The following is a 23,833-nucleotide window of genomic DNA, read 5'->3' on the forward strand; positions in this document are numbered from 1 at the left end:
GCAGAAGTGTCACCATCGGTGCGAAACAGAGATGTCATGCTTTGGTTCAGAGAATGCGTTTGACCGCCTCGCTATATACTTCCGAGCGTTCTCTTTTCCCAACAGAAATCACGAAAACGACAACTTTCTCGTCTATAACCTGGTATACAAGGCGATAGCCTGAAGACCGGAGCTTAATCTTGTAACAATCAGGCATACCACGGAGCTTGTTTGCTTCAATCCGGGGTGACTCAAGTACTTCAACCAGCTTCTTTTTCAACTGTTCACGTACCGTCGAGCCCAGCTTTCGCCATTCCTTTAGTGCCCGCTCGTCAAAATCCAGAAAATACGCCATCAGAGTTCATCCAGCGTCACACGTACTGGCTTAGGATTACAAAGTCGTTCTTTCACTATCTCCACAAGTTCAGCATCTTCATCACTCAGGAGTGTCTGTTTGAACGGCAAGCGTTCATTGTCAGCGATATACTCGAGCATGAGACGAAGCGCTTCAGAAGGAGTTACGCCCATTTTTTCAAGCGCGGCGTAAGAACGCGCTTTAAGTTCATCGTCAATACGTAGGTTAATGCTACCCATGTCTTACACCCCTTGTAATTACAAATGTCATTACAAGTATCGCACTACAACATGCTTAGGGCAAGTCACGAAGTAAGTCAGAAAGTAGTCGTAAGAACGGTGATCACTGTCCGCTTTGTGCCAGAAGTGGACGGCAGGATTTGTTGAACATTTCAGACAAAACCAAACTCAAAACAACTATTGAAATCAAGCCAGCATAGCGGATACATTACGCACGTTGTTACTTTGTATCATCAGGATGCCGTTAACTGTGTTTATCAGCCGTGAAGTCATTTCCAGAATCGTGCTTATCATCATGGCTGTTGCCGTGCTGAGCAGTTCGTTTATGGCAAAGCCACAGGCTGCATACAGCGTTCAGGAAACAACGTCCATCAGTGACCATCAACACGACAGCGATGAACCACTGAATGAGCACGATCCATTGTTGTTTCACTCCCACGGTAGCGTGCATCACCTCAATGCCGATCATTCCCACGATCTGAATAAACTCTTTGCTCTGCCTACTCTGCACGCATGGAATCCGGGCATGCGGGTGATATATGCGTTGAGTTCAGAACAAATACTGCAAATGCCGCAGTCCACCCCCGAACGCCCTCCGAGAATCCTGTCTGCGTAATAACTTCTGCTAATTCGTTATTATTCAACATGTAAGGATTTTTATGTATACCAGCCTTGATACACAGGGCCGGTTGAGCGCTCGCCTGCTTTCAGCTCAGGCGCGTTCGGCTTGTCTGTTTTTCCTGTTGTTACTGCTTTTCTACAGCCAGGGCGCGTATGCGCACGGCGTGGCGGAAGGCGACAAAGGGTACATCCAGGAAATCACCGGGGTGAACATCATCCCGTTTATCTACCTTGGCGCGAAGCACATGGTGACCGGTTACGATCATCTGCTGTTTCTGTTCGGGGTGATTTTCTTTCTCTACAAAATGCGTGATATCGGGCTGTACGTTAGCCTGTTCGCTATCGGGCATTCAACGACGCTGCTCATCGGCACCTTCTTTGATATCAGCGTCAGTGCTTACCTTATTGACGCCATTATCGGGCTGTCCGTGGTCTATAAAGCGCTTGATAACCTCGGGGCATTCCAGCGCTGGTTTGGCGTTCAGCCCAACACGAAGCTTGCGACGCTCATCTTTGGATTCTTCCACGGTTTTGGTCTGGCAACCAAAATCCAGGAATTCGAAATCTCTCCCGATGGCCTGTTTGTCAACCTGATTGCCTTCAACATTGGCGTTGAGATCGGCCAGCTGCTCGCGCTGAGCGCCATCCTGATCGTTATGAGCTACTGGCGGCAAACGGCGAGCTTTTTCCGACACGCTTATACCGCCAATGTGGTGATGATGAGCGCGGGATTTCTGTTAATGAGTTACCAGCTTTGTGGCTACATTTTAGCCTGAGGGAGACAAAACAATGTACAACACTGATTTACCAACACGCGCAGAATTACCTTCTGCCATCAAACTGATGCAGTCCACTATCCTCGCCGCCATCGTGGCGCTGACGCTGCTGATCACCGTCGTCATGCCTTCGGAATACGGCATTGATCCTACTGGCGTGGGTCGTTTACTGGGGCTTAAGCAGATGGGAGAAATCAAAACGCAGCTTGCCGAAGAAGCTGATGCCGATAATCAGGCCAGCGCTGTTCAGCAAGGACAGCTGGCTGCGCCAGTTAATGAGCGACCGATCCCGGATAATCCTCCGGCAATAACGCAGAACACCTACCCGGAGCTGAGCGTTCCGGCGACCACGCGCGCGCCGGAAGTACCATCGGCTGGCTCGCAACGTCATCAGATGCTCATCACCCTGAAGCCTAACGAAGCTGCTGAAGTTAAACTGGAAATGCGCAAAGATGCCCGCGTGACCTATCAGTGGACAAGTTCCGGACCGGTAAACGTGGATGCGCACGGCGATCCGGTCAACGCCCCGAAAGGCTTCTACCATGGCTATGGTAAAGCCCGGCAGATCACATCCGGAGACGGCGTTTTACAGGCCGCGTTCGAGGGTAAACATGGCTGGTTCTGGCGAAATCGTGGTTCTGAGACCATCACGATCCAGCTTGATACAACCGGCGACTACCTGAACATCAAACGGGTTATCTGATAAATCAGGGGCAGGATAACCTGCCCCTTTTCACACAGCTGACAGCCCGGTCAGGCGGAGTATCAGCCCGGCGAGAGCCGCCATGGCAATAACGTGCGTAACCTTCCATTTTAATCTGAAAAGCGCAAACGCAGCGGCGACGGCAATCAGGGCGGCAGGGATATCGATCCCTCCCTTTGCGCCTTCCGGCCATACGGTATGCCAGATAAAAAACAGCCCCAGATTAACAATGACGCCCACTACGGCCGCTGTGATGGCGGTTAAAGGTGCCGTGAAACCCGCCTTGTTGTGGGTCGTTTCGATAAACGGCCCGCCTGCCAGCACGAAAATGAAGGACGGGAGAAAGGTAAACCAGGTCACCATGCAGGCGGCAACGGCGCCGCCGACAAACAGCATATCCGCGCCAAAAACGGCATGGGTATACCCGCCCACAAATCCGACAAACGTGACCACCATAATCAGCGGGCCGGGCGTGGTTTCTCCCAGCGCCAGCCCGTCCATCATCTGCCCGGCAGTCAGCCAGCCAAAATTGACGACAGCACCCTGATAAACGTATGGCAGGACGGCGTAGGCCCCACCGAAGGTAAGGAGCGCAGCCTTGGTAAAGAACCAGCCCATCTGCGTCACCGGATGCGCCCAGCCCAGCCCCAGCGTCAGCACCGTCATGGGAATAAGCCAGAGCAGTGCACCCGCTGCCACAATCCTTAACAGTTTCGCCCAGCTGAACAGGGCATGCGCCGGTACGGGCGTATGATCGTCAATAACCGCAGCATCAACGGCGGCTTTCTCCTGTTTGTTATGCCCGCTGCCGCTGTGAAATTTTTCCGGCGCGATGCGTCCGCCGATAAAGCCAGTTATCGCTGCTGAAATAACGATGACGGGAAAAGGAACGTTCAGGGCGAAAACGGCCACAAAAGCCGCAGCAGCTATGGCCCAGTGGGCACCGTGTTTCAGCGCACGGGAGCCGATGCGATGCGCCGCCTGCAGCACGATTGCCGCCACGGCGGGTTTAATGCCGTAAAAGATACCGGCAATAATGGCAACGTCTCCCCAGGCGATATAGATCCACGACAACGCGATAAGAATAAAAAGTGAGGGAAGGATAAATAACAAACCCGCTATCACTCCGCCCAAGGTCCTGTGCATCAGCCAGCCAATGTAGGTGGCAAGTTGCTGAGCTTCCGGACCGGGCAGCACCATACAGAAATTGAGTGCGTGGAGAAAACGGGACTCGGAAATCCAGCGCCGGTTCTCGACCAGTTCCTGATGCATGATCGCAATCTGTCCGGCAGGACCGCCAAAGCTGATAAAACCCAGCTTCATCCAGAACCAGAACGCCTCCTTCAGGGGGACCGGCTTGGGCTTAACGTTTTCCTCTGCCAGCGTCAGCAACTCCGTTTTGTTCATCATGGCCGGACCTCATTTCAAACGTCGTTAACAGACCGTCAAACAGCGAACAGGCCGCTGTGAGTAATGTGTCATCATCCGTAATGCTTTCACGCAATCCTGCCAGTACACTTTCAACGCCAGCGGCTTCGGGGGGCTGAACCCCGCCAACATCAAGGTAATGCACAAGCATCCCCAGACCATTCAGGGCATCCCCCGTCAGCCCGAAGCGGACCATCAGCACTTCAAAGGTCACACGATTGTCGATGTGGCTGAAGGTCGCGCCATCAAAATCAAACCCCACCGCCTCTTCCGGGCAATCGTTGCCATCCTTAAGCCAGAGAAACTGCGCATCCTGGTCGATAAAACGCCGTATAAGCCAGGCGCTGGCAAGCCTGTCAATCCATGGCCGGCGACGCGTAGCCCAGATCCTGTTATGAAAATCCTCAGGCTTCAGCCGTGTCAGCAAGCCACTGACGGCATGAGGCTCTCCGGGAGAGATGAACCTGTTAATGCCAGCTTCCAGTTCTGACAAGGCAAAAATGGCCTGCGCCTGCGCTTCACCAGGAAAGAAATCAATCGCCACAATCCGATCCAGCTCGCGACGAAGTTTTCTTACCATCTTCAGTTGGCTGACCGCGGTTTCCTCATTAAGGTCGTTTTTACAAACCTGAAGGCTCTCCATCAGGATCAGGTACTGCTGAGAGCGATCGAATAACGGGCGAATTTTCTCTTCGTCGGAAGTCTCTGCGTCAAAAACAAAGGCCGTTCCTCCCTCACCGCTGATTTCACGACTCATCTCGTTAAAAATCTCATGGCTCTGTTGCGCTTCAGGCAACAGATAAACGCCGTCGCGCAGCATGGCGGCACCGGTATTTTTTAATGCCCGCCAGACACGCATACGTAATGTGGCCTGCTCAGTGGGCAGTGTCAGAATAAGGATATGTAGTTTCATAGTGTAGAGATTAATACATATGGTAGAGATTGCTACATATTTTCAGTCTTTCTAACCGTACATATCGCTATCTTTTTATGGTGCTCATAATTGCTCTTATCGGTACCGGTCTTGCTACCGTTGCACTGGGCCTGCTGGCGGGCGACAGGGCAGGGGGAGTCGGGAACGGCGCTGGCAATGAAGATGCTTGCTTATATTCTGGTCGCCCCGGTCGCTGATGCATTATGCGGGCCTTTTTATTCATATCGCCAATACAAGACTTTACATTCCAGCCCTTACATCCTCCCCGGGGGGATGCTAATCTTTTTATACCGTTGTCATTGTCTATTGAGGAAAGCAATCAGCGATGTACCCGATGTTTAAACGTTCGCCCCGTTATGTTCTGATGATCGTCATCATGGCCATTGGCATGATGATGTCGTCGATGGTGACGTTTGCGTCGCACGGTACAAACGGCCTGACAGGCTACGAGATGAATCTGCATGACGCAGAAGTCACCATGTCAATGCAGGATCACTCTCACGATTCGGATATCCCTCAGTCTGGCCACGCAGGCCATCATCAGACAGACCATTTCCATGAAACCCCTGAGCAGCCGCCCTCTGTAGAGATTTCCCTCTCTCCTGTAACAGACAGATGGTTGCCGCTTGCCGATCTTCGTAGCCCGGTTAAGGCCACGGACATCATTTACCGTCCTCCCAGCATCCGCCAGATCTGATCGCTGTTACCGGCAGTTTTTGCTGCCCGGCTTTAATCAACTTCAGATTTAGCGGAGAGGCTATGTATAAAGACTCTATCCAGGCGCGTCGAGAGATTGCGCGTAATTTCACTGCACTCAATTATCGTGTTGATCCCCTGCACTGGCAGACGCTCTGCATGGGCGTTAATCGCGACCTTCAGGCCAAAAAAATGCGTCCGAATGTCCCGGTTCCTTCACGGCGTAAAGTCATTCCGTTCCTGAAAATGATGCATCAGGAAACGGGCTCGATGCTCAAAGCGATCCTTGCCTTTGGCTTTGATGGCCCCTGGACATCCAGCGGCGGTTCATTTCGCCTGGCGCGAGAAATTGGGTTCGACATCGCCCACTATGCGAAAAACATTCACCACAAAAACGGGAAAGTCACCTTCCTGGAAATTGGTGCCGCCTGGGCGGGTTTTCGCGCTGAGGAATGTGCCGGCCATCAGGCGACGATTTCCGGGCTTTCCGGGGAGTTCAGGGAGCAACTTGGGGAAAGCGTATTCCTGCACTTCACTAATCTCACACCGTGGCATGCATCGCTGCCAAAAGGCGTGACTGAGCATCCTTACGTGACAGCAGCCGGGCTGGGAGCGCTGGAAAACAGAGGTGTTCAGGCAGGTGAGGTCGATATTATCTACTCCCAGGCAGCGGCCTATTTCGAACAGGATTACACGGCTTTCCTTCGCAGCGCTGCACGCCTGCTGAAAGAGGATGGCGTCCTGATCTTCAACCATGACCCTGTTCTGGCGAGCGCGATGGATGAAGTCGCCTGGGAGCACGGACTGCGGCTGGTCAGACGTAAGCAAATGGGAGGAATGAATGGCGCGATTGCCCGTTATCACCGGCTTCGTTCGTCCCCGGTAAGTCAGATGGTCTTCCCCGGCGTAAAGCGGGCAGAGGATGAAGAAGTGGTCTGTGAATCACTGGTTATGTCGGCGCTTCGTCGCAACGTAGAGGTGTAACGCCCGATATGTTGACGCGCAGACATTTTCTCACCACCACAGGAGCGTTGCTGATGACAACATTACTGCCGGGGGAAACCCTGGCAGCCTCTCTGGCTGAAAAAGTCAGTGAAACATGGCAAAAAATAAACACCCGCCGCAATCAACAAGAGGCGATAACGCCGGGCTGGGTTTTGCAGTCGCTCGGGCTTAAACCTGGCTCAACTGAACTGCGAAGAGCCATTTTTGAGCTGGTCAGGCGGATACCCTATCAGCTCGGTGCATGGAATGGCGAAAGCATGAGTCTGTTTCAGCAGGGCTTTGGCGACTGCCGTCATAAAGCCGCTGCTGCCGAACGACTGCTGACCGATGGTGGCATTACGGCAAAGCGAAAGCTGGTGCGGTTTGACTGGGCTGATTTGCCTGTACCTGCGGATATTCTGGCAATTTTGCCGCAAACACAGGGATTTCATGACACTGTGGCTTTTGAGCTACAGGGCAAAACATACCTGTTTGATGCCACCTGGGATATGGCCTTGCGCGGAGCGGGTTTCCCGGTGATGCCTTCCTGGGATGGCAACTCTGATACCTGGCCGGTGACTTCCCGGATGTCGACGCAGCAAACCGTACTAATGCCGCAGCCAGGGCAGGACATTTACAGCACTAACCAGATGAGCTGGCCGCAGCGCGAGAAAACCATGGCGTTTAATCAGGCACTGAATAACTGGCTGGAGGTCATTCGGGCTAACCGTGATGACTGGTGCACCATTATCCATAGTGATATTGAAGCCACCCGGTTGAGCCTGAAAACCTGTCTGGGACAACTGAGTTAATTCCCTTCTCGTCAGGAGGGGCTGCGCAGGGAAGCGGCGATAACACCTTCGACACTTTTTATGCTGCTTCAGGTATAACGCTGGGATACCTGAAGCTTTTTTATTTAACATCCAAGATAACAGACGAATCAGTATCCTCCTCACCCGGATAAAGCTTGTCATTTTTTTCAGGTCCCTCTATGCTTTGAATATCCCCCTGGGGGGGATGTGATTTCAAACCAAGAGATTTCCTGATGCTCAACATTCTTTCTAATCGTACCTATCGCCACCTGTTTATGGCACAGGTTATCGCCCTTATTGGCACCGGTCTGGCGACCGTTGCGTTAGGGTTACTGGCCTACGATCTCGCAGGTGACAGAGCCGGGGCAGTGCTGGGTACCGCGCTGGCTATCAAAATGAGCGCCTATATTCTTGTTGCGCCCGTGGCGGCGGCTTTTGCCGATAAATTCCCGCGTCGCACCATGCTGGTAACACTGGACCTGGTTCGCGCTCTCGTGGCTATCACGCTGCCTTTTGTCACCCAGATATGGGAAATCTACATCCTGATCTTCATTCTTCAGGCTGCCTCGGCGGCGTTTACGCCTACTTTCCAGGCAACTATCCCGGATATTCTTCCTGACGAACGTGAATATACCCGGGCGCTGTCTCTGTCACGTCTGGCCTACGATCTTGAAAGCGTCATCAGCCCTATGCTGGCGGCTGCACTGCTGACGGTCATGAGTTTCCACAACCTGTTTGCCGGTACGGCAGTCGGGTTCCTTGCTTCAGCAGCTCTGGTTGTTTCCGTGACACTGCCGAAGATGAAAGCGTTAACGGTCAAACGCAGCATCTATGACAAAACTACACGAGGTATGCGCATCTTCCTGAAAACGCCCAGACTGCGCGGCCTGCTGGCACTCAACATGGCCGTAGCGGCAGCGAGTGCAATGGTTATCGTCAACACCGTCGTTCTGGTTCAGGCGGACTTTGGTTTCTCACAGCGGTCTACCGCTATTGCGCTGGCCTTCTTCGGCGTGGGGTCCATGGTATCGGCCCTGGTTCTCCCCAGACTCCTCGACAACATGAGCGACCGTATGCCGATGCTTGCAGGTACGGCGCTTTTAGTCATTGGCCTGGGGTCAGGCATTTTCCTGAAGGATTACATCACGCTGGTTGTGCTCTGGGCACTGCTGGGGGTGGGCTATTCACTTTCTCAGACACCGGGTGGTCGCCTGCTGCGCCGTTCGTCAACAGCGGAAGACAGACCGGCGCTGTTTGCCGCCCAGTTTGCACTGTCACATTCATGCTGGCTGGTGACTTATCCGCTGGCCGGATGGGTTGGTGCGGCATGGGGGACACAGGCTTCATTCATCGCCCTGACTGTTGTGGCAACATTGTCGCTGGTCACCGCCGTACTTATCTGGCGTCCTGAGCATGAAGTGTACGCTCAGGTTCACAGCCACAAAGACCCGGAAACAAACAACGAATCGACCCATGAGCATGATTTCGTCATTGACGATGAACATCCGTCCTGGCCGAAGAAAGAGAAGTAATTTCCCAAAAAAAGACAACGTATCAGGAGAGGATAAGCCGATAAAAAGTGTGACCATGGCGTTGATACACATTATCTTATCCCTTCCACCTGGAGAGGATAAACCATGACCGTTCATGCATCACACCCTGACATTATTAAAAGACTTAAACGTGCCGCAGGGCACCTGAAAAGTACCATCCAGATGCTCGAAGATGAGAAAGCATGTCTGGATATCGCCCAGCAACTGCACGCTGTGGAAAAGGCGATAACGAATGCGAAGCGTACCTTAATTCATGACCATCTGGATCACTGCCTGGAGGATGCCCTTCATGCTGACCACACGGAGTCTGATAAGACGCTTAGCGAATTTAAAGAGATAACTAAATATCTTTAAGGCAAGCGAAACATGACTGATTTTTCCACTCTTTTACAGCAAGGCGTGGCCAATGCCTGGCTGTTCATCCCCAGCGCTATTTTGCTCGGTGCGCTTCACGGACTGGAGCCAGGGCATTCCAAAACGATGATGGCCGCCTTTATTGTGGCCATCCGGGGAACGGTCAAGCAAGCGGTATTACTGGGGCTTGCCGCGACAATTTCTCATACGTCTGTTGTCTGGCTCATTGCGTTCGGCGGAATGTATATCAGTCAGAAATTCACTGCTGAATCAGCCGAACCCTGGTTTCAGCTGATTTCCGCCGTCATCATTCTCGGTACGGCGGCATGGATGTTCTGGCGAACCTGGCGCGGCGAAAAGCTGTGGAAGATGGAGCAGGAAGAGGAACACAGCCACGGTCATCACGATCATGACGAAACCCGCATCATCGATACGGGCCATGGCAGCGTTGAACTCTCGATTTTCGAAGAAGGACAACCCCCTCACTGGCGTTTACGCTCGCTCAGCGGCAAGAAATGGGAAGCTCGCGACATTTCTCTGGTGACCAACCGTGGTCCAGGGACATTTTCACAGGTATTTGATTTCGTCGAAAAAGACGGGTTTATGGAATCGGCCCTGGCGATCCCGGAGCCACACAGCTTTGATGTTCGCCTGTCTTTAGGCCATCGCGGCCATGTGCATGATTATGATGTGGAATTCCGTGAACATGAACACGACCACGATCATTCCTCGCTGGAAGGTCTGGATGTTAATTCTCGCGAATATCAGGATGCTCACGAAAAAGCGCATGCGAACGACATCAAAAAACGTTTTGCGAATCGCAGCGTAACCACCGGACAAATAATCCTGTTCGGCCTGACCGGCGGCCTTATTCCTTGCCCGGCAGCCATTACCGTTTTGCTGCTCTGCATCCAGGTGAAGGAATTTACGCTCGGTGCCGCGCTGGTACTGTGTTTCAGCATCGGTTTAGCGATCACGCTGGTTTCAGTGGGCGCAGCGGCGGCTTTCAGCGTTCGTCAGGCAACCAAACGCTGGAGTGGCCTGGATACGCTGGCGCGGCGGGCTCCATACTTCTCAAGCGTACTGATTGCACTTGTCGGCATTTACATGGGCTATCACGGCTGGATCGGCGTAACGAGCTGATTTTCTCCTGTATGAATCTCACGCCTGAACCCACCAACCGGTGGGTTTTATATTTCTGAAGCCCATCATATTTTTATCCCCCTGCCGGGGATAGGAATTGAGCTTTTATAGCCGCTCATTTATCATCGACAATATCCCCCATGGGGGATGTAAAATTATAAATGGAATCTGCTATGCAAAAACAATATTTCAGTCAGTTCGTCACCGGAGTGTTACTCACTTCGTTCATCGCCATTCCTGCTCTGGCAGCGCAAGGTGGCTTCTCCGCAGAGAAAGAGCCTGTCGTCACTGAGCACATGTATGCCGGTCATAAAGTTCAGCAGGAGAATAGTCAAAGCCGGATTCAGATCGTATCGTCAATGCACGAAGGGGCGTGGATCACACTGGAAGGCAATGTTGTCAGCCAGCAGCAGGACGAGTGGTATACGTTCCGCGACCCAACCGGTACCATCAAAGTCCGCATCCCGCAGAAAGTCTGGAACGGGCAGCACTTCGATGCTCAGGACCTGGTACGGGTCAGTGGACCGGTAAGCCATGAAAATGATGGTTCAATTTTATATGTTGCAGTTATCAGCAAACCCTAAAACACAATTCTGACGGGCTATGTTTTTTTATATATATAGTTCGTCAACCAAACGTCCGCTTCTCGCTCTTAGCGGACATTAGCATAGGCTATTTACCATAACGCCGCATTACGCGCACCGCCCAGACTGACTCAGCGCGTTTCTGGCATATCCCCGGTAAAACAAGTAACAAACCACCCGAAAATGAACACCAGAAACGCGACTTAAGAATCTACCCTATGAATGGATATGCACTCAACCGAATCGATCTTGGTTTCAATCTTTTTTATCGGGATCAGGCTTCTTTTTAGGTAACTTCGGGGGCTTAACTTGCTGATGACTTTGCGTTCGGCGCGTAAGCCAGGGATGGTCAGCTTTAGGTTTAACATAGTATTTTGAGCGTAAATCAATACGGGCATTATCCACTCGTTCATGGACACTCTTTTCATCATCCAGTGGTATAGGCTCCGGGCCATCAACATACTTTTCCCAGCCCAGCGCTTTCCCGTCATACAGAACGTTAATTTCACCGTCAAAGTTCTCGCATACAGTAACAACCGAATGCCTAAGTCGATATCCCCGGCCCTCACTGCGTACCTGAAACGCACTGCTTTTGTACTGGAAAGTGAGATTTTTAGACAGAACGCGCTTCGCCTGTAGGCTGAAGATATAACCCAGTTCCTCTTCAGAATGGTGCACATCAAGATGAGCATTATCAGTAGTACGAGGCGACGTAGCGAACCGGTTGTTATAGGCTTCAATAAAGGTCGGCAACCATGCATTTGCTGTTTCAATATCACTGATATTCTGAAGCCGCATTTCTTTGACCAGCCTGTCCTGTAGTGTCTGATTGGCGCGCTCTACCCGCCCTTTTGCCTGCGGGCTGTTGGCATGGATTGGCTCGATGCCCAGTGTCTTTATCGCACGAGTGAACTGGGTCAGCTCACCTTCCCGCTCTGGGTTATTTACCCTGAATATACTGTGTCTATCAGAGTAGAGAGCGAGCGGTACGCCATGATCATTAAGGTAACCCCGGAGGGTTTCCATGTAAGCCCGGGTTGTTTCAGCAGGCACAAAACGCAACGCCATCAACGCACTGGTGGCATCATCAATGAAAACGATCAGTGTACATCTGGGGCCTCGATTTTCAAACCAGTCATGAGGTGAGCCATCAATCTGGATCAGTTCACCGTAAGATGGTCGTCGCATGCGGCGTTGATATATACGGGCAATTTTACGACGGCGTTCACGCCATAACCCCTCTTCTATCATCCACTTTCTGAGAGTTTCAACGGATAAAGATAAACCGTGTATCTCGCGCAATTTTTCGCACGCAAACGTAGGTCCAAAATCAGCGTAACGGCCTTTGAGGAGTGAAATTACTGTTGCTCTGAATTCAGTAGAAAAGGAATTATTAGGACGCTTTCCACGTCGGTGGGAAACCAGACCAGAAGGCCCTTCATTTCTATACCGTTGCACCAGACGTTTAACCTGCCGAATAGAAATGCCAATGCGTGCCGCAGCTTGTTCCTGAGTAATATGTCGATTAATTGACTCCTGAATAATCTGAAGTCGGTGGAGTTCCTTATGACTCATCGTAACAGTCTCTTTGATCATGAAAAATCCCCCAGAGAATTGTCTGGGGACATTTTAGAATGGTTCAAAGGGGACATTACAGCTTGGTGTTAACAATGGCCTTCTTCTCCTTGCCTTGCGGCATCTAAGAGGCTATCCTGATGTTGTCTAGGCATACAGGTGGCCTCGTGGGTTAATGAAAATTAACTACGGGGCTTTCTGCTTTCTGCCACACAACAACGGCAACAAACCACCTTCACGTCATGAGGCAAAAAGCCTCAAGCGCCACGTCGATTATACCGGGCAAGTGCTATTTCTGACCAGGTATATCCACGCTTTATTCTGCTTAGCGCCTGAAATATCTCATGTATCCCCATCCCGCGATCACTACGCCCGTGACAAGCGCAAGATTAGGCAGAATCACGTCCCCGGCACTTACAAATACGGCATCAGAATTACTTTGCCCCCAGAATGCCAGCTTGTACCCGACGCCCCAGATAAAGAAGATAATCCCGGCACTCAGAACGCCGTATTTCATTACACCGAGCAGGACTTTATCGAACCAGCCTGGCGTATCACGCCATGTGATAACCATCGCTATCAGACTGCAAATGAACAGGCCAGCATAATAACCTGTCGTGCCTTCCCATTCTGGCGCAGCATGCCTGACGATTAAAAAGAACAGCGCATACAGTAATATAACAATTAAAAAGTACCTCATATTCCCGCTTTCCTTGTATTTGGCCATCTGAGCAGTCAGACAGCATTGTATCTGATTCACCGGCCGGACTTGCCATTGAAATACGCCGGGCGTGCAGCCAGCTCACGCTCGATTAACTCATCGGCAAACAAAGGGGCAACACGATTAATCCGTGCCTGCATGTTGCGCCTTCTCACCGCTGCTTTTCGTTCATCGCTCCAGCGTTGGATCTGTTTCTGGCCGAGAAAATCCACGCATACAGCGTAACCTGAGCCAGCAACCCAGCGTGACATCACCTCTTCAGGTGCCGCCTGCCCTGCTTCCACGACAACTGAAACCAGCTCCAGTGGGCCAGGGCAGGGCTTGTGTGGCAATTTCCAGCGCAGGGAATAGCGCCACTTCATACACCGCTCCGATCAGCCAGCTTATTTGGCACCTGCCAGCGTTCAGCAACACGAACATGCCCAGGTGTTTCCCGCACGATAAACGGGATTTCGTACATCACTGTATACAGCGGCTCACCGCTGATGCGAAGCCAGTCAAGTTCCTTCAGCGACGCGAACCGCGACTGCCAGCGCCAGAACGGTCCGGCAAGCTCTGCCGCGTCAAACTCGTCGCTCCACCGGGTGTACCAGGCGCAGACGGTTTCCGGTGACTGAAAATTCAGGTCGATTTTCGCCTGCTCCAGCAGGTTCTGGCGCAGTTTCCAGCGCTGTTCGTACTCGCGGGACTGGCGGCGCAGCTGGCGCGTGGTCTTAATGCCGGACCTGTGCAGCCGTCGACCCGTGCGGGTGTGCATGACTTCAGGAAACAGTTCGGCCTGTACGTCAATCGTGAGCGGCAGCGGGCAGGCTTCGCCACTGGTGGCGATCATCGTGTTAAGTGCCTCCTCGACCTGTTTCAGGTTTGAATGACGGTTATTTGGCACCCAGTGCAGGCCGGGTATTTTATTGGCCACCGTGGCGTTGAGACGTCCGCTACCCGTGAGAAGGCGCAGAAAGGTACGGACATACGGCATGGCGGGCAGCCGTGCGCCGCGTTCGCGGGCAGACTCAACATGGCTGATAGCCTGTATTGCAGCCTGACGGGCGGGCTTCAGGGAAACGAGCGCGTGTGAGGACGGGATCATGCTGTCACCTCCACATTCATCAGCTTCACCACGGTGCTGGCAGTGCAGTTAAAGCGGCGCATACCTGCCAGCTGCGCGACCATCTGGTTTATCCGGTCAGGCTGGAGCGTGTCGCTCTGGTAAAGGGTACGCACCACGTCACCGCCGGAGGAGAGCAGCACCAGAAGCCAGTACGGCGAGACTTCGCCGGGGCTGCACACGCACAGATGCCAGTCATCACTGCCGTCCTCGCTGAAGCGGCACTGGACGGGGAAGAAGCCGCCGAACTCGCTGCGGAACTCGGCGCAGACGCGCCATCCTTCAGGTGTCGACAGGAGGCCGGTCACGGCATCGCTGAGGGCGCGGCGCGCGTCCTCGCCCTGATGACGGATAAACTCCAGGTCGGATGCGGTCAGGGTGTTGATTCGGTTCAGGTCATATTGCATGGTCATGTCTGTTCCCGCCGCCCGAAGGCGGCGGCCTCCGGTATTAAGCAGCGTGGTCAGTAGTGTTAGCGTCGGTTTCGGTGGCTTCTTCAGCCCCAGCGGCTGGCGCTGTGCGCACCATCCAGTCAGGCAGCCAGCCCTGAGCATTCAGATCCTGTTCGGCGGCCTTCGCCGCATCGCGGCGCTTGAGCTTCACAACTTCACCTGCACGGGCGCTGAGTCCGGCTTCTTCATAGGCTTTGCCAATCTGGGAGATCGTGAGCTTACCGAAGTAGCTCTCAGCATCCGGCTGCCACCATTTGCGCAGGTCAAAGTCCAGCGCCGCTTCCAGCCCGTCCAGTTCGCTTTTCTGCGTATGGTTGTACATACGCTCCTGAATACCGTTGATACCGTGTGCCGCACAGAATCCCAGCAGGGTGTTTATCTGCTCTGCTGACCATGACAGCAGCCAGGTGAAATCGAGATGCCAGTTTTCTGGCAGCGTTGCCTGAAGCGCCTTTTTCTGTGCATTGAGCGCCGTCAGCGCCTTCCCTTCGTCACCGGATGGAGCCAGTGATGCAAGGTGATACTGATTCGAGGACACGGAGGCTTTCAGCGGTTGGCTGCGCTTGCCGTGGGTGCGTTCAAAGAGCGCAAGACACAGCGTCCACGTCAGGAGCGCCACCGATACGTCAGGACGACCCGCCAGTTCGGCCTGAACAGCCAGAGTACGTTCGGCTGACATGGCCTTAACCAGCGTTGCCGGATAGGCGTCTGCGGGAATGTCAGGCGTGGTGTATCTGATCACGTTCTTTTCACGTTCCTGACGCGCCTGTTCTTCAGCTGCCCGGTCTTCGTCGGTCAGCTTGCGGATACCTGGCTGAACCCGAAAATTGTTACCATCCCATGACACCCAGATACCGTGGGCGGCGCGAAATTCCGGCGTGGCTTCGCGATACTCTGCCTCGCAGTAAATGTCATCGATCTGCTGCTGAAGCTCGTATTCGTCATCGCAGGTTTCAGTGGCGTCCCTTTGTTCTTCCAGCTCGCTGACGCGCTTCTGTTCTTCTTCCGTCAGGACAGCTTTCGGCATGGCAAAACGGTAAAGTTCACCGTCCTCACCGCTGAAGCTGAGTTCCGTCATACGATACTCAGCCCAGCCCCAGCCCTGCTCCTGCTTAACGCGGGCGGCGAGCACGGTGAGCTTGCCAGCCAGCAGAGATTTCACCAGCGCCGCATCGGCAAAGGTGCTGTCCTTGTCGCTGAACAGGTCGGCGGTAAGCGTACCGCCAGCGGCGGTATAAGCTTCCTCGCCCACATACTCAAACATAGGGTGACTGATGGCCATCTTGTCGTCAGTCACCATTTTGCGCAGAGTCTGTACGGCAGGATCGCGCCACTTTTCAACAGCCTCTTTCCAGACCTGCTCCTGACGCTCATGGGTATCAGCAAGTGTCAGGACTTCACACTGTTCAAGGGAGATTTCATCCCGCGCCAGCGCGTCCAGCAGGGAGGGGGCAAGATTCGCCAGCTTCAGGCAGCGCTGAACGTGGCGCGGGTGGTAGCCCATCAGGGCGCCAATCTGTGAGGCGGTTTTACCTTCCTGCTCAAGGGTGCGAAAACCTATAATCTGCTCGGCAGGGTGCATGTTCTTGCGTCTGCCGTTCTCAATCAGCGAGGCCGCCACAGCCATCTCCACGGGCAGGACTTTCACCGGAACAAACGGCGTGTCTGCATCGAGCACACCGCGCATCACCAGAATGCCTGTGCCTCTGCGGCGACCTTCCCCGCCGACAATGCCGATCGTACCGTCCGGCAGTTCTGCACCGATCAGGTTCTGGAGGATGCCCATTGCCTGAATGCTGTCTGCCATCTCTTCCACTTCCCGATCGGTATGCGGGATGATGCGCGTGTTTAAGCCCGTGTGTGACAGGCGGGAGTACGGGAAGATTTGCACGGGCGTATCAGCGAGCAGCTGGACGAGCTTCTGCTCGGTAGACTGCGCTTTTTTTTCCGCAGATTTTGTCTGACGGGTGGTCTTAGCTGGTTTTTTTGCCGTAGTATTGGTGGCGACCATGATTTTTACCTCTCAGTGATAGTTGTGGTTAGCCGTGGCCGGATTGCCCTCCGGTCACGGCACTCGGTTAATCAGTAATGCGTTTCGGGTGTGCTGCCAGTGCTGCAAAGGACGGATAGCCATCAAGAACCTGCATCATGACTTTTGCCCCTTCCAGCATCGCTTTATCCGTTACGCTGCCGCTGTTTTCACACACGTTGATCGTTGCCACGATCCCCGATTTCACATCTGAAAAACGCTCATACATGCGGTTGCTGAACAGGACACGTTTCCCTCCTGCCATCACCTGCCAGTTGTTGCAGTCATTAAATCGGGTGTCCACGTTGTCAAACTCGACCACGTGGGTGTCGCTGGCCTGAATGCGCAGCAGCTTCACGATTTCGGTGCTCTGCCCGACCTTACGGGTCGCCGGACGGGTGTTAAGGTTCTGCATGTTTCCTCCTTCTCTGGGTTAAGGCCGGACATCCGGCCTCCGGTTAAAGCTGCACGTACTGCAGATTGCGTTTCAGTTCCAAAAGAAAATCCGGGTCAAATGACCAGGCGCGCCAGTTAAGCGTTCCGTAGGTTCTGATCTCCACCTGCACGTCGCCGTATCGGGACACGTCGGACAGGGTGACGGTGACCCCCGCCTTCAGCGAAGTGGCCTGAGCCACCCATTCCCGTGCGACAGAAACAGGGCTTTGTTCTTCCCCCATCTTGCTGGAAGATTCTTGAGCGGCGGTTTTGACGTTGACGTTTCGTGTGTGCATCCTGGTTTTCTCCTGTGGTGATGGTTGTCCATCTCCCTGGTGAGTTCTCTCGCGGCAAAGGGCAAAGGAGCAACGGCAGGGCGGCAGGAGAAGGGCGGAGACGAAAGTTTTGGCGGCACGCAAAAAGTTTTGGCGGAGTGCATTTCACCCTTCGGATGACGAACTGACGGTGCTACGACAAGCCCTCCGCGTGAGGACGCACGGGGGATGGCTTCACCGGGGGAACAGGATGCACACACCCGACACGACGGAACGGCGTGGCGCCATTAAAGCGACGGCATCAGCCGGCGCGGTGAAGGCGTTCCGGACGGCACGGCCGGAGAAGCCGCAGCCTTTGACCTTCGCCATCAGACCCTAGCGTCAGCCCGAAACCGCTTGCGGGTTCGGCGGAGCCCGGCGGGTGCGCAGCAGCCGCCCTGGCGGAGTGGGGCTCGACGACCGGACAGCAACGCTGGCCGGGAGCCGAAGGGGGCCAGAAGTGGGATTCAGGTGTTTTCAGAGGATTTGCTGATCGGGTTTCAGAGCCGCCACGCCACGCCACGCCACGCCACGCCACGCCACGCCACGCCACGCAGGACCGTATCCGTGACAATTTGCTCTCACAATGGCATTCCTCTGCATTTATCCTGACTTACACCAGGACGGGAGGGGGCAGCGCCGCAGGCGCTGGCCTTGCCGCCCCGTCAGCCCGAAGGGATGACAGTGTTTTCGCGCGCAAACAGGCGGCGCATATGCCCCGCACGGATTATTTACTGTGCATCCCCCTCACCGCCCTGGAGAATGAAGTGGCCGCAAAGATAGACGGCACACTGGCGGGTAGCCGATTCGCAGATCTCGTCCAGCACTTTCGCTGTGGTTACGGGGCTGAGTCCGGATTCGCGACGTCGCTCGTTGATGAGCGTTTTATACTGGCGCAGGATGCTGCGGGTTTCCGGTGACAGTTGCATGGTGTTCTCCTTTTTTCAGTTTCCGGAGGCAACGCCTCCGGTTTCTCTGTCAGGCATCGAGCGCAGCGCGCAGGCTCAACATGACGTCGTTTTCTTCTTTCAGGGTTTCTTCTGCCGATCCGCCGCCATCCTCAGCGCATACGGCGATACGCTCCATTTCCTTCCCTGCAAGCTGCATCACCACCGCAAGCGCCGCTGCCGGAATGGTGACATTACGGTGTTTCCGTTTTTCTTCCACCATCACCTCAACAATGTTGTAGATGAGAGGGACACATCCGGAGGGATACAACTCTGCCTCCAGTCTTTCCATCACCACGTCGATCTCTTCATCACTGAGATCCCAGTCAATGCAGAGACCGCGAATATCGTTCCGGCTCCAGCTGGCGAATACAAATTTCTCGCCGTCATTATCGTCATCACGCAGCATTTCGATGGCGATCTCTTTTGCTGTACCAATCATGTTTTCTCCTTTAGTCGGGCGGCATCGCCGCCCGTTGTCAGTCAGTCAAGGGCACGCCAGATCGTGGCGCTTTCAGGATGGGTATCAGCAAATGCCATAAGCTGCTCATAACGGCGGCAGAAGTGGCGGCACAGCTCCTCATGGTCATGGTTACTGTGGTGCCAGCTCCGGTGATTCAGTACCAGCGCCGTGAGGATGATCCCCGCCACTTCCCCGCTGACAGTCTGCTCAAACCAGTTTTCCCGATTGCACAGGGTCAGGCTCTCCACGTCAGGCGCCATATATCCGCCGCCTTCCGGCAGCCGGTAAAACTGCCAGAATCCCCCCTGATACTCAGGGCAATAACGCTGGGCGTAGGCGTACACGGATGCCTCGGACGTCATAAAATCGCCCCCAAACAAATCAGGCAGGAAAGTCAGGCGCTGCGCACCCTCAAGACGAACAGCATCACAGGTCACGGTCTGGTTCATAGATCCTCCACGGTTAACATATTCTCGGTTCCGGCATCGCCGTGACGACACGACAGACCGGCGAAAAGCGGAGGACACAGGGGCGATGCCGCAAGCCGCAGCGCAAAGCCTTCACGGGCTGAATGCACCGTGAAGGGTGCGAACGGGTGAGGACGGAGGCGTCAGCGAACCCTTGTGGCCGATGCGGCCGGGCTACAGTGAAGTCACGGCGCATGCCGTCACCGCACGGAGCTTCAGGGGAGTTTCATTGTCCCGACGTAGCCCGGAGGGCGGCGGCGGATAAAAGCGGAAGGCACTGACATCCTTGTATTATCAGCTATACAGAATGAGTTAATTCTCTACGTTAACGACGATGTTCAGGGCAAAGCAGGCCGGTGACATCCTGTGGCTAACAAGCCAGTGAATAAGATAACTACCGCTTTGCCTTTCATTCAGTGAATGACCGAAGGGTATCTAAGGCCCCGCACACCGGTGAGCCTGTATTTGCAAGGTAGGTCAGTGCTGAACTCAATGAGGAAAGGTTATGACTGTTTATCTTGGTATCGATATCGCCAGCAAGAAATTTGATGTTGCAGAACTCTGTGACGGAAATTACCGATGCAGAGCTTTTGCAAACACTTCTGCCGGTTTCTTGGCTTTTTACAAGTGGCTCAATACAGAGAACAAGCAGGACATTCACGCATGCCTGGAGGCAACTGGTGACTACGGCACGGGGCTCGCAACCTTTCTGTATGAAAGGAACTTAAAGGTCAGTGTTGTGAATCCTGCTCGTATTAAGGGATACGGCGCATCCGAGCTTTCGCGCACTAAAACTGACAGGGCAGACTCAAAACTGATTGCCCGTTTCTGCAAAGCAGCCAATCCTGAGAGATGGAAACCGATGCCTGCACCAGTGAGAAAGTTGCAGGCCCTCGTTCGTCGTATCAGCGCGCTCAATGGCATGTTAAGAATGGAGTGCAACCGTCGTGAGAATGCTGACGCAAATATTCAGGCTTCTCTCGATCGCATCATTAACCAATTGAAAAAGGAAATCGAGTCCGTCCGTCAGGAGTTACACGCTCATGTAAGGAGCCATGACGAGCTGAAAAAACAGGACGAGCTAATACAGTCAGTTCCAGGTATAGGAGCTATATCGAGCCACCTCATCCTATCGTTCATATCTGGTAAAGAATTCAGGAAAGCTAAGGAAGTAACTGCTTATTTAGGTCTAAATCCTCGTCATCATCAATCAGGTAGCTCTGTCAGAGGTAAGACGCGCATGTCAAAAATGGGGGACGCGCGACTAAGAAGTGCCCTATATATGCCAGCTCTGACTGCATTGAAGCATAACCCCGACATTAAGGCATTCGGGCAACGTTTGTTGCTTGCAGGCAAACCGAGAATGCTCGTCGTCGGAGCCGTCATGCGGAAACTAATCCATATAGTCTTCGGGGTACTAAAGTCAAATATAGCGTTCAGTTCACGTATAGCTCTAGATTCTGTTACTACAAGCTGACTTAAAGAACTGACTGATGCAGGACAGGTTCAAATGTGCCTACTTCCATTTGGCCAACGGGCAGCTTTGTGCCAAATGCGGACATTGCTGTTAATGGTTTGGCCCTCAACTGTTGAGCAACACCATGACATTCGCTTTGTGTGTTAATGTGTGGCGATTTAGTGACGCTTTTGGGTGGTACCGTAATGTCTCAAATGAATCTCCACATTCTGAATGCGCAGAAGAAACTCACCGCTCACTGTGAATGGCTTCAAATAAACCTGACTGATACCTACGAACATGAATCGCCACGGATAATCTAGACACTTCCTAGCCGTTGATAATACTGGTTTTCATATTCTGTCGGTGACATCTGATCGCTGGAACCATGCCGACGCTTACTGTTATAAAACATTTCGATGTAATCAAAAATATCGCTGCGGGCTTCTTCCCGCGTTCCGTAGCTCTTTTTCTTTATCCGTTCGCGTTTCAACAACTGGAAAAAGCTTTCTGCAACCGCATTATCATGGCAGTTACCGCGACGGCTCATGCTGCCCTCCAGGCCGTGTGATTTCAGGAACGACTGCCACTCATGGCTTGTGTACTGACTGCCCTGATCCGAATGAACCAGCACCTGTTTTTGGGGATTACGGCGCCATACAGCCATCAGCAGTGCGTTCAGGACAATGTCCTTTGTCATCCGGGATTGCATGGACCAGCCGATAATTTTGCGTGAGAACAGATCAACAACCACGGCAAGATACAGCCAGCCTTCGTGGGTCCTGATGTAGGTTATGTCCGTTACCCAACGCTTATCCGGAGCATCCGGATTGAACTGTCGCTGGAGCCTGTTGGGCGACACGATACTGGCCTCGCCTTTACGTGCCCGCGGGCTCCGGTATCCGACCTGAGCCTTTATCCCGACACGTTTCATCAGTCGCCAGACTCTGTTCACTCCGCACTGTTGCCCGCTGTCCCGCAGATCCAGATGGATTTTGCGATAACCATAGACGCATCCCGATTCCAGCCAGAACTGTTTAATCTGTCCTGTCAGTCTCAGGTCTGCCTGATGGCGTTGTGAATGCGGCTGCTGAAGCCAGGCGTAAAAACCACTGGGATGAACATCCAGCACCCGACAGAGCAGGCGAACAGGCCAGCAACAGGTGTTGTCACGGATAAAGGCGTACCTCAGTCGGACAGCTTTGCGAAGTACGCCGCGGCTTTTTTTAATATGTCCCGTTCGTCGGTAACCCGCTTCAGCTCTTTCTGGAGACGGCGGATCTCGGCCTGAGCATCTGACTGTTCTTTATTAGCGGAAGAATCCGGACCGTACTTCTTTATCCAGGCGTAAAGGCTGTGGGTGGTGATATCGAGACGTGTTGCAACGCTGGCAACAGAATAACCGCGATCAACAACCTGTTTGACTGCTTCAGTTTTAAACTCTTCGGGATAACGCTTACCGCTCATGGGCACCTCTCTTTAAGCCATCTTAAATGACTCTGAGGTGTCTGTTAAACCCGTGGCGATTCAACAAGCCAAAAGGTTAATGCCGATTCATTCACTGGATGTGGTGGTTAAAGCTGGGAAGTTTGTCATCCCGGAAAAAGGGCATCTTGGTTTTTGCCCTGAAGCTGGCGTTATCTATATAACTGTTGATCCTGAAAATTCTGCATTTTGCAAAAATGATGCGCACTCTATTGAACGAATGTTTGTGCATGAACTGCACCATGCAGTTAGGTGGACAGGGCCGGGATATGGCTCAACGTTGGGAGAGGTGTTAGTCTCAGAAGGGCTTGCCGGGCATTTTTCTATTGAGCTTTTTGGTGGTGAACCTGAGCCTTGGGAAAGCCTCCAATCCGATACTATTCAGCCCTACTATCCACAAATGCTTGAAAACTGGCATCGCACTGATTACGACCATAATGCCTGGTTTTTCGGAACAGGAGATTTGCCCAGGTGGCTAGGATATACCGCAGGATTCAACCTGATCTCGAGGTATCTCGCATCATCCCCACACTTGAAAGCTTCAATGCTGGCGAACATTAATGCTGAGGAGTTAAAGGGTTTTATATAAAGTTCAGATTCCTCATTTCTCTAAAGCCATTATTCTACTCATAAGCGGAAGCTGAATGTCAGCTATTCGCTCAAAGCTGACCTTCACATGCACTCCCAACTAGATTGAATCCTTTTGGCCCCAATAGAAGGTTGCTAATTAAGAGGGTATCTTATTCGCAGTGGATGGCCACCGGTTGCCGGGGCGTTACCCCGGCGTTCTCTCAGGCGGCCAGCGTCTCCTGTAGGGCGCGAACGTTATTCAGCTCATCCCTGACGGATTCAGGCTCCTGCCGCCCGGCTTCCCAGGCTATACCGATCCGGTTTTCCAGCTCGCATTCATAGTTACGCAGGACGCGGGACAGGAGTACCGCCGGAACACTCACCTGACGGTTTGCCGCTTCGCGCTGACGGGTCAGAAGGTCGCTAATGGTCAGATTATTTACCCCCTGCTGACGGTATTGCGTCATTTTCATTTCGCCGAGCGCCTTCATCACCTCCCGGATTTCAGCCCCGTCCGGTTCTGGCTGGGCTTCACGGCAGGCCACGCTTATCCCCTCTTCCGTCCAGACCAGGAGGACCAGGGGCTCGTCAGACGTGAACATGTTTTCAAGCTGTACACAAAGTTCTTCGCGGGTTCCGTACATCGTTTTTAC

Annotated in this window: 30 protein-coding genes and 2 pseudogenes; 14 read left to right on the forward strand and 18 right to left on the reverse strand. The window is 53.2% G+C overall.

The window, feature by feature from the left end:
* Positions 1 to 46: 46 nt before the first annotated feature.
* Positions 47 to 334 carry a type II toxin-antitoxin system mRNA interferase RelE gene (gene relE, locus L463_RS00320; RefSeq protein ID WP_000323025.1) on the reverse strand — a complete coding sequence of 96 codons (288 nt, stop codon included), beginning with the start codon at positions 332 to 334 and terminating at the stop codon, positions 47 to 49.
* A complete protein-coding gene (relB, locus tag L463_RS00315) occupies positions 334 to 573 on the reverse strand; it encodes a type II toxin-antitoxin system antitoxin RelB (protein WP_004196370.1) in 240 nt (79 codons plus the stop codon). Before relB ends, relE begins: the two co-directional genes overlap by 1 nt.
* Before the next feature lie 24 nt (positions 574 to 597).
* Here relB and ydfV point away from each other — a divergent pair.
* From ydfV to L463_RS00300, 4 genes and pseudogenes are all read left to right on the forward strand, one after another.
* Positions 598 to 696: pseudogene (ydfV, locus tag L463_RS24675) on the forward strand (protein YdfV); the annotation flags it as partial.
* A 127-nt stretch (positions 697 to 823) separates the two neighbouring features.
* Entirely contained in the window at positions 824 to 1,189 is a 366-nt protein-coding gene (locus L463_RS00310; RefSeq protein ID WP_009651956.1) for a hypothetical protein, read from the forward strand.
* A gap of 43 nt (positions 1,190 to 1,232) precedes the next feature.
* Positions 1,233 to 1,970 carry a HupE/UreJ family protein gene (locus L463_RS00305; protein ID WP_008460272.1) on the forward strand — a complete coding sequence of 246 codons (738 nt, stop codon included), beginning with the start codon at positions 1,233 to 1,235 and terminating at the stop codon, positions 1,968 to 1,970.
* A 13-nt stretch (positions 1,971 to 1,983) separates the two neighbouring features.
* Positions 1,984 to 2,673 (forward strand): hypothetical protein, encoded by a 690-nt coding sequence (locus L463_RS00300; RefSeq protein ID WP_004196322.1) that lies wholly within the window; start codon positions 1,984 to 1,986, stop codon positions 2,671 to 2,673.
* 30 nt (positions 2,674 to 2,703) lie between these two features.
* On the opposite strand, the gene chrA is transcribed toward L463_RS00300, so the two are convergent.
* Positions 2,704 to 4,080 (reverse strand): chromate efflux transporter, encoded by a 1,377-nt coding sequence (gene chrA, locus L463_RS00295; protein ID WP_004196363.1) that lies wholly within the window; start codon positions 4,078 to 4,080, stop codon positions 2,704 to 2,706.
* Positions 4,037 to 5,014: a chromate resistance protein ChrB domain-containing protein gene (locus L463_RS00290; protein WP_004196334.1), complete on the reverse strand. Its 978-nt coding sequence runs from the start codon at positions 5,012 to 5,014 to the stop codon at positions 4,037 to 4,039. Before L463_RS00290 ends, chrA begins: the two co-directional genes overlap by 44 nt.
* A 77-nt stretch (positions 5,015 to 5,091) precedes the next feature.
* Here L463_RS00290 and L463_RS24400 point away from each other — a divergent pair.
* The 8 genes and pseudogenes from L463_RS24400 to L463_RS00255 form a co-directional block, all read left to right on the forward strand.
* Positions 5,092 to 5,251 (forward strand): annotated as a pseudogene (locus tag L463_RS24400) (MFS transporter); the annotation flags it as partial.
* Positions 5,252 to 5,360: 109 nt separating this feature from the next.
* The gene (locus L463_RS00285) at positions 5,361 to 5,732 is read left to right on the forward strand and encodes a hypothetical protein (protein WP_004196359.1); all 372 of its coding nucleotides are present in this window, start codon (positions 5,361 to 5,363) and stop codon (positions 5,730 to 5,732) included.
* A gap of 62 nt (positions 5,733 to 5,794) precedes the next feature.
* Positions 5,795 to 6,715, forward strand: a complete 921-nt coding sequence (locus L463_RS00280) for a methyltransferase domain-containing protein (protein WP_004196315.1) — start codon at positions 5,795 to 5,797, stop codon at positions 6,713 to 6,715.
* 53 nt (positions 6,716 to 6,768) lie between these two features.
* The gene (locus L463_RS00275; protein WP_004196325.1) at positions 6,769 to 7,527 is read left to right on the forward strand and encodes a hypothetical protein; all 759 of its coding nucleotides are present in this window, start codon (positions 6,769 to 6,771) and stop codon (positions 7,525 to 7,527) included.
* Positions 7,528 to 7,760: 233 nt separating this feature from the next.
* Positions 7,761 to 9,059 (forward strand): nickel resistance membrane nickel efflux protein NcrA, encoded by a 1,299-nt coding sequence (nirA, locus tag L463_RS00270; RefSeq protein ID WP_004196314.1) that lies wholly within the window; start codon positions 7,761 to 7,763, stop codon positions 9,057 to 9,059.
* A 105-nt stretch (positions 9,060 to 9,164) separates the two neighbouring features.
* A complete protein-coding gene (locus L463_RS00265) occupies positions 9,165 to 9,434 on the forward strand; it encodes a nickel-sensing transcriptional repressor NcrB (protein WP_004196355.1) in 270 nt (89 codons plus the stop codon).
* A 12-nt stretch (positions 9,435 to 9,446) separates the two neighbouring features.
* A complete protein-coding gene (locus L463_RS00260) occupies positions 9,447 to 10,577 on the forward strand; it encodes a Ni(II)/Co(II) efflux transporter permease subunit NcrC (protein WP_004196366.1) in 1,131 nt (376 codons plus the stop codon).
* A gap of 161 nt (positions 10,578 to 10,738) precedes the next feature.
* Positions 10,739 to 11,161 carry a nickel resistance OB fold protein NcrY gene (locus L463_RS00255; RefSeq protein ID WP_032072095.1) on the forward strand — a complete coding sequence of 141 codons (423 nt, stop codon included), beginning with the start codon at positions 10,739 to 10,741 and terminating at the stop codon, positions 11,159 to 11,161.
* Positions 11,162 to 11,416: 255 nt separating this feature from the next.
* On the opposite strand, the gene L463_RS00250 is transcribed toward L463_RS00255, so the two are convergent.
* From L463_RS00250 to L463_RS00200, 12 genes are all read right to left on the reverse strand, one after another.
* On the reverse strand, positions 11,417 to 12,757 hold the full coding sequence (locus L463_RS00250) for an IS1202-like element ISEsa1 family transposase (RefSeq protein ID WP_004196353.1): 1,341 nt from the start codon (positions 12,755 to 12,757) through the stop codon (positions 11,417 to 11,419).
* A gap of 68 nt (positions 12,758 to 12,825) precedes the next feature.
* On the reverse strand, positions 12,826 to 12,891 hold the full coding sequence (locus tag L463_RS24450; RefSeq protein WP_157844161.1) for a DUF5431 family protein: 66 nt from the start codon (positions 12,889 to 12,891) through the stop codon (positions 12,826 to 12,828).
* A 170-nt stretch (positions 12,892 to 13,061) separates the two neighbouring features.
* Positions 13,062 to 13,436: a hypothetical protein gene (locus L463_RS00245; RefSeq protein ID WP_032663718.1), complete on the reverse strand. Its 375-nt coding sequence runs from the start codon at positions 13,434 to 13,436 to the stop codon at positions 13,062 to 13,064.
* Between the two features lie 56 nt (positions 13,437 to 13,492).
* The gene (locus tag L463_RS00240; RefSeq protein ID WP_032663716.1) at positions 13,493 to 13,819 is read right to left on the reverse strand and encodes a hypothetical protein; all 327 of its coding nucleotides are present in this window, start codon (positions 13,817 to 13,819) and stop codon (positions 13,493 to 13,495) included.
* The gene (locus tag L463_RS00235; protein ID WP_032663715.1) at positions 13,816 to 14,544 is read right to left on the reverse strand and encodes a plasmid SOS inhibition protein A; all 729 of its coding nucleotides are present in this window, start codon (positions 14,542 to 14,544) and stop codon (positions 13,816 to 13,818) included. The genes L463_RS00240 and L463_RS00235 overlap by 4 nt, the downstream gene beginning before the upstream one ends.
* Positions 14,541 to 14,975, reverse strand: coding sequence for a conjugation system SOS inhibitor PsiB (gene psiB / locus L463_RS00230; RefSeq protein WP_032663712.1), 435 nt, complete (start codon positions 14,973 to 14,975; stop codon positions 14,541 to 14,543). The genes L463_RS00235 and psiB overlap by 4 nt, the downstream gene beginning before the upstream one ends.
* Positions 14,976 to 15,012: 37 nt before the next feature.
* Positions 15,013 to 17,025, reverse strand: a complete 2,013-nt coding sequence (locus tag L463_RS00225) for a ParB/RepB/Spo0J family partition protein (RefSeq protein WP_032663710.1) — start codon at positions 17,023 to 17,025, stop codon at positions 15,013 to 15,015.
* Positions 17,026 to 17,092: 67 nt separating this feature from the next.
* Positions 17,093 to 17,458 (reverse strand): hypothetical protein, encoded by a 366-nt coding sequence (locus tag L463_RS00220; protein WP_032663708.1) that lies wholly within the window; start codon positions 17,456 to 17,458, stop codon positions 17,093 to 17,095.
* 43 nt (positions 17,459 to 17,501) lie between these two features.
* Positions 17,502 to 17,774, reverse strand: a complete 273-nt coding sequence (locus L463_RS00215) for a hypothetical protein (RefSeq protein WP_032663707.1) — start codon at positions 17,772 to 17,774, stop codon at positions 17,502 to 17,504.
* A gap of 749 nt (positions 17,775 to 18,523) precedes the next feature.
* The gene (locus L463_RS00210; protein WP_032663705.1) at positions 18,524 to 18,721 is read right to left on the reverse strand and encodes a hypothetical protein; all 198 of its coding nucleotides are present in this window, start codon (positions 18,719 to 18,721) and stop codon (positions 18,524 to 18,526) included.
* Positions 18,722 to 18,770: 49 nt separating this feature from the next.
* The gene (locus L463_RS00205; protein ID WP_032663704.1) at positions 18,771 to 19,181 is read right to left on the reverse strand and encodes a DUF1380 family protein; all 411 of its coding nucleotides are present in this window, start codon (positions 19,179 to 19,181) and stop codon (positions 18,771 to 18,773) included.
* Between the two features lie 41 nt (positions 19,182 to 19,222).
* Positions 19,223 to 19,651, reverse strand: coding sequence for an antirestriction protein (locus L463_RS00200; RefSeq protein WP_032656177.1), 429 nt, complete (start codon positions 19,649 to 19,651; stop codon positions 19,223 to 19,225).
* 523 nt (positions 19,652 to 20,174) lie between these two features.
* Here L463_RS00200 and L463_RS00195 point away from each other — a divergent pair.
* Entirely contained in the window at positions 20,175 to 21,146 is a 972-nt protein-coding gene (locus L463_RS00195; protein WP_032663702.1) for an IS110 family RNA-guided transposase, read from the forward strand.
* 298 nt (positions 21,147 to 21,444) lie between these two features.
* Here the strand turns inward: L463_RS00195 and L463_RS0123080 are convergent.
* Positions 21,445 to 22,592 (reverse strand): IS3 family transposase gene (locus L463_RS0123080; RefSeq protein ID WP_088581786.1). Its coding sequence is split into 2 segments (ribosomal slippage): positions 21,445 to 22,355 and positions 22,355 to 22,592, totalling 1,149 coding nucleotides; the frame shifts between segments, so codons are not numbered across the junction.
* A 79-nt stretch (positions 22,593 to 22,671) separates the two neighbouring features.
* Between L463_RS0123080 and L463_RS00185 the strand changes: the two genes are divergently transcribed.
* Positions 22,672 to 23,199 (forward strand): DUF2268 domain-containing putative Zn-dependent protease, encoded by a 528-nt coding sequence (locus L463_RS00185; RefSeq protein ID WP_257393737.1) that lies wholly within the window; start codon positions 22,672 to 22,674, stop codon positions 23,197 to 23,199.
* 202 nt (positions 23,200 to 23,401) lie between these two features.
* On the opposite strand, the gene L463_RS00180 is transcribed toward L463_RS00185, so the two are convergent.
* Positions 23,402 to 23,824 (reverse strand): DUF1380 family protein, encoded by a 423-nt coding sequence (locus L463_RS00180; protein WP_032663699.1) that lies wholly within the window; start codon positions 23,822 to 23,824, stop codon positions 23,402 to 23,404.
* Positions 23,825 to 23,833 lie beyond the last annotated feature (9 nt).

The organism is Enterobacter sp. BIDMC 27, assembly GCF_000534415.1.
GTDB lineage: Bacteria > Pseudomonadota > Gammaproteobacteria > Enterobacterales > Enterobacteriaceae > Enterobacter > Enterobacter hormaechei_C.